The sequence below is a fragment of the uncultured Aurantimicrobium sp. genome, from assembly GCF_936931525.1.
Lineage (GTDB): Bacteria > Actinomycetota > Actinomycetes > Actinomycetales > Microbacteriaceae > Aurantimicrobium.
This window is the reverse complement of the sequence record NZ_CAKZII010000010.1, coordinates 1-13,396: the sequence shown is the minus strand read 5'-3', so window position 1 is coordinate 13,396 and position 13,396 is coordinate 1. Positions and strand designations below refer to the sequence as shown.

The 13,396-nt window shown below is 51.3% G+C and carries 13 protein-coding genes and 1 pseudogene; 7 read left to right on the top strand and 7 right to left on the bottom strand.

Annotated elements, in window-relative coordinates; translation table 11 throughout:
- Positions 1-61: 61 nt before the first annotated feature.
- From valS to Q0362_RS00420, 3 genes and pseudogenes are all read left to right on the top strand, one after another.
- Positions 62-2,305: pseudogene (gene valS / locus Q0362_RS00430) on the top strand (valine--tRNA ligase); the annotation flags it as partial.
- 2 nt (positions 2,306-2,307) lie between these two features.
- A complete protein-coding gene (locus tag Q0362_RS00425) occupies positions 2,308-2,541 on the top strand; it encodes a hypothetical protein (protein WP_298118516.1) in 234 nt (77 codons plus the stop codon).
- Positions 2,542-2,550: 9 nt separating this feature from the next.
- Complete coding sequence (locus Q0362_RS00420; protein WP_298118513.1) at positions 2,551-2,775, top strand: TM2 domain-containing protein; 225 nt, start codon at positions 2,551-2,553, stop codon at positions 2,773-2,775.
- 67 nt (positions 2,776-2,842) lie between these two features.
- Here the strand turns inward: Q0362_RS00420 and trxA are convergent, their stop codons facing one another.
- The gene (gene trxA / locus Q0362_RS00415; RefSeq protein WP_298118510.1) at positions 2,843-3,217 is read right to left on the bottom strand and encodes a thioredoxin; all 375 of its coding nucleotides are present in this window, start codon (positions 3,215-3,217) and stop codon (positions 2,843-2,845) included.
- Positions 3,218-3,267: 50 nt separating this feature from the next.
- Positions 3,268-3,735, bottom strand: coding sequence for an isoprenylcysteine carboxylmethyltransferase family protein (locus tag Q0362_RS00410; protein ID WP_298118507.1), 468 nt, complete (start codon positions 3,733-3,735; stop codon positions 3,268-3,270).
- Between the two features lie 27 nt (positions 3,736-3,762).
- Here Q0362_RS00410 and Q0362_RS00405 point away from each other — a divergent pair, with 27 nt between their 5' ends.
- The 3 genes from Q0362_RS00405 (at position 3,763) to Q0362_RS00395 (ending at position 6,698) form a co-directional block, all read left to right on the top strand.
- Positions 3,763-4,329 (top strand): DUF4395 domain-containing protein, encoded by a 567-nt coding sequence (locus tag Q0362_RS00405; protein WP_298118503.1) that lies wholly within the window; start codon positions 3,763-3,765, stop codon positions 4,327-4,329.
- A 79-nt stretch (positions 4,330-4,408) separates the two neighbouring features.
- Complete coding sequence (locus Q0362_RS00400) at positions 4,409-5,014, top strand: DUF2202 domain-containing protein (protein WP_298118500.1); 606 nt, start codon at positions 4,409-4,411, stop codon at positions 5,012-5,014.
- 334 nt (positions 5,015-5,348) lie between these two features.
- Positions 5,349-6,698, top strand: coding sequence for an APC family permease (locus Q0362_RS00395; protein ID WP_298118518.1), 1,350 nt, complete (start codon positions 5,349-5,351; stop codon positions 6,696-6,698).
- A gap of 73 nt (positions 6,699-6,771) precedes the next feature.
- Here Q0362_RS00395 and Q0362_RS00390 read toward each other — a convergent pair whose 3' ends face one another.
- From Q0362_RS00390 to Q0362_RS00380, 3 genes are all read right to left on the bottom strand, one after another.
- Positions 6,772-8,142: a class II 3-deoxy-7-phosphoheptulonate synthase gene (locus Q0362_RS00390; protein ID WP_298118497.1), complete on the bottom strand. Its 1,371-nt coding sequence runs from the start codon at positions 8,140-8,142 to the stop codon at positions 6,772-6,774.
- 73 nt (positions 8,143-8,215) lie between these two features.
- Positions 8,216-8,905, bottom strand: coding sequence for a 1-acyl-sn-glycerol-3-phosphate acyltransferase (locus Q0362_RS00385; protein ID WP_298118494.1), 690 nt, complete (start codon positions 8,903-8,905; stop codon positions 8,216-8,218).
- Between the two features lie 9 nt (positions 8,906-8,914).
- The gene (locus tag Q0362_RS00380) at positions 8,915-9,826 is read right to left on the bottom strand and encodes an ROK family glucokinase (RefSeq protein ID WP_298118490.1); all 912 of its coding nucleotides are present in this window, start codon (positions 9,824-9,826) and stop codon (positions 8,915-8,917) included.
- A gap of 75 nt (positions 9,827-9,901) precedes the next feature.
- Between Q0362_RS00380 and Q0362_RS00375 the strand changes: the two genes are divergently transcribed.
- A complete protein-coding gene (locus Q0362_RS00375) occupies positions 9,902-11,722 on the top strand; it encodes a long-chain fatty acid--CoA ligase (protein ID WP_298118486.1) in 1,821 nt (606 codons plus the stop codon).
- Here the strand turns inward: Q0362_RS00375 and def are convergent.
- Together def and Q0362_RS00365 are read right to left on the bottom strand one after the other, a co-directional pair.
- Positions 11,719-12,210: a peptide deformylase gene (gene def, locus Q0362_RS00370; protein WP_298118482.1), complete on the bottom strand. Its 492-nt coding sequence runs from the start codon at positions 12,208-12,210 to the stop codon at positions 11,719-11,721. The genes Q0362_RS00375 and def overlap by 4 nt on opposite strands.
- Positions 12,211-12,222: 12 nt before the next feature.
- On the bottom strand, positions 12,223-13,396 hold a 1,174-nt coding region (locus Q0362_RS00365), incomplete at its 5' end, for an AAA family ATPase (protein ID WP_298118479.1).

Sequence of the window (13,396 nt, the reverse complement as noted above, 5' to 3'; positions counted from 1 at the left end):
AGAGCGTCGAGTACAGAAATATTAAAGATATCGCTGCTATCCCAAACAAAAATAAATATAAAACTTTGTTCCCCCTTTTGAAGGTGGCGACAACAAGAGCTCCAAAGCTGCAGATCAACTCCCCATTAGCCGCAAGAACTTTATTGAACTCTGCGAGAAGCTCACCGTCGAAGATGAGAAGCAGTTCGAAGATGTGTGGCGTCAATTAGGCCTTTCAGTTGACTGGACTCAGACCTACCGCACCATCTCGGACGAGACCATCACCACCAGCCAACTTGCTTTCATCAATAACCACGCTCGCGGTGAGGCATACCAAGCAATGGCGCCTACTTTGTGGGATGTCACCTTCCGTACAGCAGTGGCACAGGCAGAACTTGAAGACAAGGAAATGCCTGGTGCATACCACCGCCTGACATTCCACAAGCCTGATGGCGGTCACATTGAGATCATGACCAGCCGCCCTGAGCTCCTTCCTGCGTGCGTTGCCCTCGTCGCTCATCCAGATGATGAGCGTTACAAGCCCTACTTCGGCAAGACCGTGAAGACTCCTGTCTTTGGTGTTGAAGTTCCTGTCCTTGCACACCACCTTGCCCAGCCCGACAAGGGCACAGGTATAGCCATGATTTGTACGTTCGGTGATGTCACCGACGTGATCTGGTGGCGTGAGTTGAATCTGATGACACGTGCGGTAATCGGTTTTGACGGACGCTTCATTTCTGAAGCTCCCGAAGGTCTCGAATCGCCCCAGGCGCAGGCTGCATACGCTGAACTCGCAGGCAAGACAGCTTTCAGCGCAAAGACGGCAATGGTCGAGATGCTTCAAGCATCCGGCGAAATGCTGGGAGAACCAGAACCCATCATGCACCCCGTGAAATTCTTCGAAAAGGGTGACAAGCCTCTTGAAATCGTGTCTACCCGCCAGTGGTACTTAGTCAACGGTGCTAAGGATGACGAACTTAAGAAAAAGCTCATCGATTTGGGTCAGGAAATGTCCTGGCACCCTGATTTCATGCGCGTGCGCTATGAAAACTGGGTCAATGGTTTGAACGGTGACTGGCTGGTCTCACGTCAACGTTTCTTTGGCGTACCAATTCCTGTGTGGTACCCACTTGATGGTGATGGAAACCCCGTATTCGACGAGCCCATCATTGCTACTCGCAACCAGCTACCCGCAGATCCTTCAACCGACGTACCTGCCGGTTACACCGAAGCACAACGCGGCATCCCCGGTGGTTTCCAGGGTGAAGTTGATGTCATGGACACCTGGGCAACCTCGAGCCTCACCCCACAACTTGCTGGTGGTTGGGAGCGTGATGAGGACCTGTGGAATCTAGTCTTCCCCTTCGACCTGCGTCCCCAGGGACAAGACATCATTCGCACCTGGCTCTTCTCGACCATGTTGCGTTCTGCACTGCAGAACGGCGGCAAGCCTTGGACCAACGCAGCCATCTCTGGCTTCATTGTGGACCCAGACCGCAAGAAGATGTCCAAGTCAAAGGGCAATGTGGTCACTCCTGCGGACATGCTGGACCAGCACGGTTCTGATGCCGTTCGTTATTGGGCAGCAAGCAGTCGCCTCGGAACTGACGCAGCTTTTGATCCTCAGAACCCCACTCAGATCAAAATCGGGCGACGTTTAGCGATCAAGCTCTTGAACGCATCTAAGTTCATTCTGGGATTCAACGCTCCAGCTGACACAGTGATCACAAACCCGCTTGATCTCAGCATGCTTGAATCGCTGCACGATGTCATCCGCGAGGCTACTGAAGCGCTCGAGAACTATGACCACGCAAAAGCGCTCGAAGTTACCGAGCACTTCTTCTGGACTTTCACAGACGATTATCTTGAACTCGTCAAGGAACGCGCCTATAACGAAGAGCACCCTGAGCAGGCATCTGCAGCTGCAGCGTTGAACAAGGCACTGACAGTGTTCTTGCGACTCTTCGCTCCTGTGCTTCCTTTTGCAGCTGAAGAGGCATGGTCATGGTTCCACGATGACAGTGTTCACCGTGCATCGTGGCCTGCTCCTGGAAATGACAAGATCGGGAACCCCGACATTCTGAAGGCAGCTTCTGAAGCTCTCATTGGTATTCGACGCGCAAAGACAGACGCCAAAGCTTCTCAGAAGACCGAGGTTCTGACCGCGACGATTGCAGCACCAGAGGCTCTCATTTCTTTACTTGAGGCAGCTCAGGGTGACTTGATGGCAACCGGACGCATCGCGAAGCTGAACTTCACCGAAGCAGCTGAGCTTTCAGTTACGAACATTGAGCTGGCACCTGTGCCTGAAACCCCTGCCGAGTAATCATGCAACTCGGCACACGCTGGCCAGCTCATTCGGAACCACCGCAGTCACTTGATGTTGTTGTCCGTGAAGCTGTTAGTGAAGTGGAACGAGAACTTACTGCACTCAAGCAAGACACAACAGGTTGGTATTGGACGTTGACCTATCTAGAAAATAGGCCGGTTGTTCAACTCGACGATGGAACCACTATCCGCGTTCTGCACAACGGTCAGATATCTATCGAAATAGAGGAGTAGCGTTTAATCATGGCTACAGAAACTGAAACAGCTCCACGCGACTGGACAATCACCCTCATCCTTTCCATCTTCGTCGGCACCCTCGGTATCGACCGTATGTTCATCGGAAAATGGGGAACTGGATTCCTCAAGTTGATTACCGGTGGCGGACTCGGCGTGTGGTGGATCATTGACATCATCATCATTGCTACCGGCGGTATGCGCGACAAGTGGGGTCGCGAACTCGTCAAGTAATTTTTACTCTGAGCAACCAAAGAACCCCTCCACAATGTGGAGGGGTTCTTTGTCTTGGAAGGTCTACTTATGACTGTGCAGCTGCCTGCTGCTTGGCAATCTCAGCGTGCACCTCTGTCATGTCAATTGCCTTGACCTGAGTAATCAGATCGTCAAGTGCTGCTGGAGGTAGAGCGCCTGCCTGTGAGAACAGCAAGATACTGTCTCGGAAAATCATCAACGTAGGAATGGACTGAATACCGGCTGCTGCGGCAAGAGACTGCTGAGCTTCGGTATCTACTTTTCCAAACACGACTTCAGGGTTCTTTTCTGAAGCTGCCTCGAAGGTGGGTGCAAACATTTTGCACGGACCACACCAGTCAGCCCAGAAATCAACGACAACGATGTCGTTGCCAGTGATGGTGTTATCAAAATTTTCAGCGGTGAGTTCTACAGAAGCCATGAAAAAAGCTTACACTAAATACGGATACCCCCTGGGGTATATTTGAATAGTTACTTCTTGAGTCTTCCCACTAAAGGAATGATGCGACCAACCCGTGTTGCATATGCCCTGTAGGTAGGAAACTTCTCTAACAGCAAACGTTCTTCAAACCGAGCTTTGTAAGACAGCAAAACAATCAACAGAACATAAGCAAAAACTGTGAACAATGAACCAGCTGGAACTGTGAGGCCAAGTCCAATCAGTAACAAGCCAAGGTAAATGGGGTGGCGGACAATGGCATACATTCCAGTAGTTCTGAGAACGGCAGTTGCTTTGGGAACGGGAGTCGCTGTCAAGGAATTACCCAAACTGACTATTCCAAAAAGAGTAATTGCTAGTCCCGCAATCAACAAAAGCACGGCGATGTTTCCTACAAGCTCAGTAACAGCCCATACGTCTCCATGGGGTAATCCAATGATGGCAATCAGCAATCCGAACTGGATAAGTACCAGGATGATCCCTTTAGTTTTATCGCTCATCTCTTCATCATGCCTCAGAGGAACTCAATGACAACTACGAACGGCAACACGGCACCGAATCCTGAACGCTCGTGGGGAGAATTTGGTGAACTCGTTACCGGTTATGACATACCGGTATTCAACGAAAGAGAAGTGCGAGCTAGCGCAGGGATTCTCTTTCTTATTGGCTTCACCGGGTATGTCATTGCCTGGACTACAGGTTTTCTCATTCCGCTAAGGGCCTTTGCCGTTCTCTTCCTGTTCGACATGCTCATCCGATTGTTCGTTTCCCCTCGGTTCTCACCCACATTGGCTTTAGGGCGAGTGATTGTGTATCACCAGCGCCCAGAATTTGTTGGAGCTCCTCAAAAGAGATTTGCGTGGAGTCTGGGGTTAGGAATAGCACTCACAAGTTGCTTCACAATGGGCTGGCTCGCCGCACCATTGTGGGTGGTCTTGATTCTCTGCGGAATCTGCATGAGTGTTCTATTCCTAGAAACGGCTTTTGGAATCTGCGTAGGTTGTGAACTGCAGAAACGTTTCTCTCGAACCGCTCCTCAGTATTGCCCTGGTGATAGCTGCAATTACGATCCACGATCCGACCGACTTTCATAGAGAACTCATAGTTTCTACATAGTCTTTACATATACCCCCTGGGGTATCTTGAAGGTATCCCAACAGAAAGTTGTTCGCCATGAAGAAATCAACCATCATCACAGCTTCAGTGCTCGCTGTCGTTATCGGTGCAGCTGGAGTTACAGCAGCCGTAGTCACGAGCGCTCCCCCTGCACCAGTTGCATCGTCTGAGGCCCCTCAACCCATGACCAGCCAGGACGAAGCTCAAGAAATTGAGCAGGAAACTGAAATTTCAACAAGCGCAACAAGCACCGAAGACTTACTTCTGTATTTGATTGAAGAAGAAAAATTAGCGCACGATGTCTACACGGTCCTTGGAGAAACCTGGGGCGGAAACACATTCAGTAACATCTTGGCCAGTGAAAGCACTCACCAAGACCAGGTACTGAATTTACTCAACACGTATGGACTCACAGATCCACGATCTTCAGAGATTGGCGTGTTCACTAACCCAGATCTTCAAACTCTCTATGACCAGCTCATCGCTCAGGGCATGACTAGCCAAACCGAGGCTTACAAGGTTGGGGTGCTGATCGAAGAAACAGACATCACTGATCTGACGTCAGCAATTAACTCAACTACTGACTCTGCTGTTGTAGCCACTCTTGAAAAGCTACGTTCCGCTAGTGAGAGCCACTTGGCTGCTTTCAGCAAGAAACTTTAGTTCACTCCAATTTGGTGGGTGTGCCCTTCGGGGTACACCCACCTTGTTGTTTTCCTGATTCGTAGCCACAGAGAACAAAACCACTACAGTGCACTTCCAAGCCGGCTACTACTACTCATTTACCAGAAGGCGCAAGGCATAAAAATGTGCGGATTTCGTTGCGAAAATGAACAATATATGAGGTCATCCGTATTCAAATCAGGACTAGAGTAAGTAATCGCACACAGGTTTCATCACCCGTGTTGTTTCATGGCCTCAAAGAAGAGAGAAGTACATGCCTGAATCCTTTGTCCCCGGAGCTGACTCAAAAATCGCTCTGAAACGCAACCTAGGAATGTGGGCAATTGTTGCTCTAGGCCTGGGTTACATGACACCTACTGTCGTATTTGACACCTTTGGTCTCGTTGCTGAAGGAACCAACAACGTTGTGCCACTTGCCTACGTATTTGCTCTGATCGTGATGGTCTTCACCGCAATCAGCTACGGCAAGATGACCTCTCAGTTCCCTTCCGCTGGTTCGGCATACACCTATGCCAAGAACGCGATCCACCCCAACGTCGGCTTTGTCGTGGGTTGGACCTCGATGTTGGACTACATGCTGCTCCCACTGGTGAACATCATCATCGTGCGCAGCTACATGGAGTCGTTCTTCCCCGACATTGATGGCGCTGTTTGGGTCATCCTCTTTACCCTTCTTTGCACGGGAATCATTTACTTCACCATGCGTGGAACCTCCAACGTCAACACCATCCTCTTGGTCATCGCTGTTGTGGCAATGATCGGCTTTGTCTCTGTCGTTATTGGCCAGCTGCTTGGTGGCGCTGGTGAGGGAACCCTCATCACCCCAACACCATTCATGCACGAGGGCGTAGACCTCTCTGCTGTTCTCCTCGGAGCAACCATTGTCTGCTTTAGCTTCATTGGTTTCGACGCGGTCACGATGTATGTCGAAGAGGCACGCACCCCACGTGTTGTTCCTCGTGCGATCATGCTCACCGTTCTCATCGGTGGCGGTATCTTCATCGTTACCTCGTACTTCACTCAAGCACTCTTCCCCGACTGGAACGTATTCGCTCCTGGTGGAGACCGTCAGTACGTTGATGACTCAACACTGCCCATCATCGGTGAGCTTGTTGGCGGACAGACCATGAAGGTCATCCTGACCGCTGCTGGCTTCGCTGCAACTATTGCGTCGCTGCTTGCGTCACAGGCATCTGTGGCTCGTATGTTGCTGGTCATGGGTCGTAACAACGTTCTCCCCAACAAGTTGTTTGGATTCGTGAACAAGAAGACTCAGACCCCAACCTTCAACGTCATCTTTGCAGGCCTTGTCTGCTTGACCGGCGTGGTTCTGACTCTTGCTGACATCGTCCACTTCATCAACTTCGGTGCTCTCGTCGCGTTCAGCTTCGTGAACATCTCTGTTGTTGCGTGGTTCGCAATCCGTCAGGGACGTCGTCACACTGCTGGAGATATCTTCAAGTTCATCGTGATGCCCGTTCTTGGTCTTGCGTTGACCGTCATCCTGTGGGTCAACCTCTCCCCTGAGGCTCTCACCGGTGGTCTGATCTGGGCTGGTATCGGAATCGTTTACCTGGCAATCCTGACCAAGGGATTCCGCAAGCAGGTTGCTGGCTTCGATGAAGCTCAGCCTGTTACCGGCTTCAACAAGGTCGTCAAGTAACACAGGGTCCAACAACTGTGGCCTCCACCGAAAGGTGGAGGCCACAGTTAGTTAAGTCGAATGAAAAGAGTGACTACGACTTCTTAAGTTCTTCAGCAATCAAGAAGCTCAGCTCCAACGACTGCATGTGGTTCAGACGTGGATCACACAGCGATTCGTAGCGAGTGGCAAGATCGTTCTCATCAATCTGCTCAGAACCACCAAGGCACTCAGTGACGTCGTCACCAGTGAGCTCAACGTGAACACCACCGGGGAAAGTTCCCACTGCACGGTGAGCTTCAAAGAAGCCCTTGACCTCGTCGACAACGTCATCAAAACGACGTGACTTGTAACCGTTAGGAGTGGTGATGCCATTACCGTGCATGGGGTCAGTAATCCACAGTGGATTTGCATCGCTCGCCTTGACCGCTTCAAGAAGTGGTGGCAGTGCCTCACGAATCTTGCCCGCACCCATACGAGTAATAAAGGTCAAACGACCTGGTTCACGGTTGGGATCGAGCTTTTCAATGAGTTGCTTGACCGTGTCCACATCTGTTGTGGGGCCGAGCTTCACACCAATGGGGTTACGCACACGAGACAAGAAGTCCACGTGAGCACCATCGAGCTCACGTGTTCGCTCACCGATCCACACGAAGTGTGCACTGGTGTTGTAGGGAGTTCCAGTACGTGAGTCAATGCGGGTCATTGGTCGCTCGTAGTCCATCAACAGTGCTTCGTGGGAAACGAAGAACTCAGTGGTCTTGAGCGCATCAAAATCTGCGCCACATGCGGCCATGAACTTAATCGCACGATCAATCTCACTGGCCAAAGCCTCATATTGAGCGTTTGCTGGGTTCTTGGCAAAGCCCTTGTTCCAAGAATGCACTTCGCGAAGGTCAGCGAAACCACCTGTGGTGAATGCGCGAATCAGGTTCAGAGTTGAGACAGCCGTGTTGTAACCCTGAACGAGACGCTCGGGATTAGCCTCACGGCTTTCAGGAGTGAAATCATAACCGTTGACGATATCTCCACGGTAAGCAGGAAGTGTGATGTCACCACGAGTTTCCGTGTCACTAGAACGAGGCTTAGCAAACTGGCCAGCCATACGCCCCATCTTGATAACGGGCATTTCAGCGGCATAGGTCAACACCACAGCCATCTGCAGGACGGTCTTGATGCGGTTGCGAATCTTGTCCGCTGTCGCACCAGCAAAAGTCTCAGCACAGTCACCACCTTGCAGCAGGAATGCCTTGCCCTGAGCTGCTTGTGCAAGGCGATCACGGAGAGTATCTACCTCTCCAGCAAAGACGAGGGGTGGGTAGCTTGCAAGGCGCTCAGAGGCAGACTTAACTGCTTCTACACTGGGCCACTGAGGTTGCTGCTTGATAGGGAGCGAACGCCAATAATCCAGACCCTCGATGACGGATTTGTCAGCGACGATATTGGGCTCATTTTGGCTAGCCACGGAGGTACTCCCCTAGATGGTGATGAATGTTGTCTCAAAGTGCTCTTTTCGAAGAAAAGGCAACTTACCAAGCTTATCTTGCGTTGGCGGGGCGCTTTTCGCGCACGGAAGATGCATAAACATCCTCATATTGCTGGCCAGAAAGACCTGCCAATTCATAGACAATTTCGTCCGTAACCGCACGCAGAATGAAACGGTCACCCTCCATGCCTTGAAAGCGAGAGAAATCTAGAGGTTTACCAATGATGATTCCGGGACGGCGCATCTTGGGCCATTTAGCACCAATCGGCATGACTTTCTCGGTGTCAATCATGGCCACAGGCACTACAGGCACACCAGATTCGAGGACCATGCGTGCGATACCAGTACGACCACGGTAGAGCTTGGCATCAGGAGAACGGGTGCCTTCAGGATAAATACCCAATACACGGCCTTCGGCAAGAACACGAAGACCAGTGTTTAAGCTCGCCTCTGAAGCTTTACCGCCCGAGCGGTCAATAGGCAACATTCCCGTGCCCTTCATGAACCAGCGAGTAGCCCAGCCCTTGAGACCTCGGCCTGTGAAGTATTCGCTCTTAGCCAAGAAAACCATGTCGCGATCAATACAAATAGGCAGAAAAACAGAATCAACAACACTGAGGTGGTTGCTAGCCAGAATGACTGCACCCGTCTTGGGGATGTTGTCAGCACCAGTGACCCACGGACGGAAGATGCCCTTGAGCAACGGTCCGGCGATGATGTTCTTCATCAGCCAATAAAACATGTCTCCAGCTTACCGTGAGAGCTTTTCAGCATGCTTGCGAGCAAGATCAGCAGCGCCTACAACGCCAGCATCATTGACGAGTTCAGCTATTCGAAACTCTGGCTCTGGGTGATATCCCTGAGCAGACAGATTCGAAGTGAATGATTCACGAATGGGTTTGAGGAGGAATTCGCCCGCAGCCGCGACGCCACCACCAATGACATAGACCTGGGGATCAAGAACTGCAGAAAGGCTTGCACAAGCAATACCCATCCAGCTGCCTAATGTTCCGACTGCGCGCCAAGCTGCTTCGTCACCATCTTCGAGAAGCTTTTTCCCAGCAAGTGCATCAAGGGTGGCATTACCGGTTTCTTCTCGGAGATAACGCAAGAGTGCGCGGCCTGAAGCATATTGCTCAATACAGCCGCGTTGACCACAACCACATTCCAAACCGTTCGGTTCTACGCGAAGGTGGCCAAGCTCAGCACCAGCACCAAACCCGCCAGTAAATAACTCACCGTTGGCAATGATGGCTCCGCCGACGCCAGTGCCAATAGTGAGCATCGTCATGTGGGTGAAGGATTTTCCCGCACCAAAGCGATACTCGGCCCAGCCTGCAGCGTTAGCGTCATTTTCAATAACTATGGGCAGATCGATTCGTGCTTCGAGCTTGTCCTTGAGGGGCTCGTTTCGCCACGCAATATTCGGGGCGTAATAGACAGTTGACTGTGCAGCATCAATGAAGCCTGCGGCTGCCACACCAGCGGCTTGAACAGGGTTACCTGCACTGAGTTCCTTGATCAACTCAACAATGGCATCTTCCATCTCCAGTGCACTGTGTGCTGGGGAAGGAACCTGGGTTTGGCTAATGATTGTTCCTTGGTCATTGACCAATGCTCCGGCGATTTTGGTCCCCCCAATATCGATACCGATGGAATACACAGGAAACTCCTAGAAAAGGGTAGACGGAGGGAATGATGGGACTACTAAAGTGTAGTTAACACCGAAGGAGTTGCCATGGTTTCCAGTGTCGTTCAATTCGATACCCCAGCTTTAGTCCCCGCTGAGCCATCGGCAAATACAACTCAGGTATTACTTGATCGTGTGCGAGAAACACCCAACGGTGCACTCTTCTCACTTCCCGTTGATGGCGGCTGGAAAGATGTCACCTCAACCGAATTCCTAGAACAAGTAATTGCACTCGCTAAGGGTTTCATTTCACAGGGCATCAAGCCAGGTGACCGCGTTGGCCTGATGTGTAAGACACGTTATGAGTGGACTCTCATTGACTTTGCCATGTGGTTTGCTGGTGCAGCACTCGTGCCCATTTATGAAACAAGCGCCTCGAGCCAGATCCAGTGGATTCTGGAAGATTCAGAGGCTGTCGCTCTGATCGTAGAAACCCCTGAACACCTCAAGCGTTTCGAAGAAATCCGTTCAGATGCCCCTTACGTTCAATCGGTTTGGCAGATTGATGCCGGAGACCTCGATGCGTTGGTCATCTCCGGTACCAAGATCTCTGACGAAGAGGTTGAAGAACGCCGGTCCTCTCTTCACGGCAGCGACCTCGCCACTTTGATTTACACCTCGGGTTCGACCGGCAAGCCCAAGGGCTGCGTGTTGACTCACTCCAACTTCTTGGAGCTTTCACGCAATGCTCGGGCTGCCGTCCCCGAGGTGGTTAACGCTCAGGCGTCGACCCTGTTGTTCATTACAACAGCACACATTTTTGCTCGTTTCATTTCGATTCTCGCTATCGAAGGTGGCGTAAAGGTAGGCCACCAGGGAGACACCACTCAGCTGCTCCCTGCAATGCAGTCGTTCAAGCCTTCCTTCCTCCTTGCAGTTCCTCGCGTATTTGAGAAGGTCTACAACTCAGCTGAGCAAAAGGCTGAAGCAGGCGGTAAGGGAAACATTTTCCGCGCTGCAGCGAAAACAGCCATTGAATACTCGAAGGCTGAAATGGCCGGTCACATTCCACTTGGTCTCAAGCTGAAGTTTGCTGTGATGGATAAGTTGGTGCTTTCCAAGCTCCGCACAGCATTAGGCGGACGCTGCACCTACGCCATCAGTGGCTCTGCTCCTCTGGGCGACAGATTGGGTCACTTCTACCACGCTCTTGGTCTTGTGGTTCTGGAAGGCTATGGCCTCACTGAAACCACGGCACCCATATCTATAAACCTTCCTTCCAAGTTTGTTATCGGCACAGTTGGACCTGCTCTTCCTGGGTGCTCAGTTCGTATCGGTGAAGACGGAGAGATTGAAGCTGCTGGCATCAACGTTTTCAAGGAATATTGGAAGAACCCTCAAGCAACTGCTGACACATTCCACGATGGCTGGTTCAAGACCGGCGATATCGGAGAAATTGATAAGGACGGCTACATCACCATCACCGGTCGCAAGAAGGAAATTCTTGTCACCGCTGGTGGAAAGAACGTTGCGCCTGCTTACTTGGAAGATCCCATTCGCGCTAACCCTGTGATTAGCCAGGTTGTCGCTGTGGGAGATGCCAAACCATTTATTTCTGCATTGATTACTCTGGATTCTGAAATGCTGCCCATGTGGCTGACGAACAACAAGATGGATCCCAGCATGAGCATTGCTGAAGCGGCTAAAAACCCCGCCATCATTGCTGAAGTTCAAGCAGCAGTGGACCGTGCTAACGCTCGAGTTTCCCGAGCAGAATCCATTCGCAAGTTTGTGATTTTGCCCATTCAATTCACTGAAGAATCAGGTCACCTGACTCCGAAGATGAGCATCAAGCGCAATGTCATCGTGAAAGATTTCGCCGGTGAAATTGAAGGAATGTATGCCGGTGCATCAGGAGCGGTTGACTAAAACCACTCGCTTTCGCGAACCTGGCGCATCGCTTCCTTGCGTGTGGGCTGATCTAAACGATCTAGATACACAAGACCATCTAGGTGGTCGCATTCATGTTGCAGTGCCTGCGCCATAAGGCCTTCACCTTCAAGAACAACAACGTTGCCATCAAGGTCAATTCCCTCAACCTTGGCGTAAGGGTAACGAGGGGTCTTGAACCACAGGTTGGGAACACTCAAGCAGCCCTCCTCGACGAGCTCGAGCTCCCCGCTGGTCTCAACGACATGAGGGTTCAAGATGTAGCCAATGTCACCATGAACGTTGTAGCTGAAAGCCCGAAGTCCCACACCAATTTGTGTTGCAGCTACTCCTGCACGCCCAGGAATTTTGACTGAATCAATCAGATCTTCAACGAGAGCACGAATCTTCTCGTCGATAACCAGAATCTCTTCCGTGGGAGTCTTCAGGACGGGATCCCCAAAGATCCGAATGGGACGTTCGGTCATGATGGTGAATGCTTAGAGGCCGTCAACAACCAAAGAAGCGAGCTGACGGGCTGCTTCCTGTGTTTCAGGCTTGAGCTTCTTGAAGTCAATGTAAGAACCAGCAGCAAGCATGGCGTCATAAGGAATGCGAACTGTCTCGCGCACACGAGACTTGAAGTGATCTTCAATCTCACGAAGCTTGATCAAGTTAGTTCCTTGAGTCGCCGTGTTAATGGCCACAATCGAGTTCTTGACCAGATCACCATAACCGTTCGATTCAAGCCAGGTCAGTGTCTCAGAAGCCAATCGAGCTTCGTCGAAGGAGCCGCCAGAGACGATGACCAAGCCATCAGCACGCTTGAGTGTTGCGCCCATTACCGAGTGGATAATTCCGGTTCCACAGTCCGTCAAAGCAACTGAGTAGTATCGGCTAGCCAAGTCAGCAACTACGTTGTAGTCGTTCGCACCGAAAGCTTCCGAAAGGAAAGGGTCTGTGTCTGAGGCCAGAACATCCAAACGAGTTTTGTCACGGTTGACGTACTCGGAGAAGTCGTTGAAGCTCAATACCTTTGCTGCATTGTTAACTAGGTCGCGAACTGTCTTCTCAGTTGTCTTATTGAATCGCTCAGCAAGGGTTCCACGGTCTGGGTTGGCATCAATAGCTAGGACACGGTCTTCACGTACAAGAGCCATGGCCATACCCAGCAAAGTGGTCGTTGTGGTTTTACCAACGCCACCCTTGCGGGTCAAAACAGGAATGAACTTTGTGCCGCCGGAAAGGGTGCGACCGATACTGGCGTCAAGGGCTTTACGGTGTCGGGTTACCGGGGAATCGCCAAGGTTTACACCGTGGAAGGTGATGTCATAAACAAACTTATTCCAACCTTCGGTTGGTGCATCGCGCTTCTTCTTTGCGTCCAGAACACGCTCTGGGGTGAGCATGGAGACTGGTTCAGGCTTGTTGGAAGGCTCTCCCGAGAGACGGTCACGGCGCGTTGGTAAGGATCCAGTATCTACGGAATCAAACTCTTCCACAACGATCTCCTCAACCTCAGCGACCACAACGTCTTCGTTGGGGGCAACGATGGCAGGGGTTTCCCCGCTCAGCACTGCACGTAATGATGCTTCCATATCAGAGCTGACGTTGCTAGTCAGGGAGACAGGAATTGCAGGCAGGGAAATGGTTGACACCTCAGGAGCCTGCTCG

Excerpts from the sequence above, each read along its gene's own strand:
- def (WP_298118482.1), bottom strand. The coding sequence starts at position 12,210 with ATGACCGAACGTCCCATTCGGATCTTTGGGGATCCCGTCCTGAAGACT.
- Q0362_RS00405 (WP_298118503.1), top strand. The coding sequence starts at position 3,763 with ATGACAACTACGAACGGCAACACGGCACCGAATCCTGAACGCTCGTGG.
- trxA (WP_298118510.1), bottom strand. The coding sequence starts at position 3,217 with ATGGCTTCTGTAGAACTCACCGCTGAAAATTTTGATAACACCATCACT.
- Q0362_RS00420 (WP_298118513.1), top strand. The coding sequence starts at position 2,551 with ATGGCTACAGAAACTGAAACAGCTCCACGCGACTGGACAATCACCCTC.
- Q0362_RS00400 (WP_298118500.1), top strand. The coding sequence starts at position 4,409 with ATGAAGAAATCAACCATCATCACAGCTTCAGTGCTCGCTGTCGTTATC.
- Q0362_RS00395 (WP_298118518.1), top strand. The coding sequence starts at position 5,349 with ATGTGGGCAATTGTTGCTCTAGGCCTGGGTTACATGACACCTACTGTC.
- Q0362_RS00425 (WP_298118516.1), top strand. The coding sequence starts at position 2,308 with ATGCAACTCGGCACACGCTGGCCAGCTCATTCGGAACCACCGCAGTCA.
- Q0362_RS00385 (WP_298118494.1), bottom strand. The coding sequence starts at position 8,905 with ATGTTTTATTGGCTGATGAAGAACATCATCGCCGGACCGTTGCTCAAG.
- Q0362_RS00410 (WP_298118507.1), bottom strand. The coding sequence starts at position 3,735 with ATGAGCGATAAAACTAAAGGGATCATCCTGGTACTTATCCAGTTCGGA.
- Q0362_RS00375 (WP_298118486.1), top strand. The coding sequence starts at position 9,902 with ATGGTTTCCAGTGTCGTTCAATTCGATACCCCAGCTTTAGTCCCCGCT.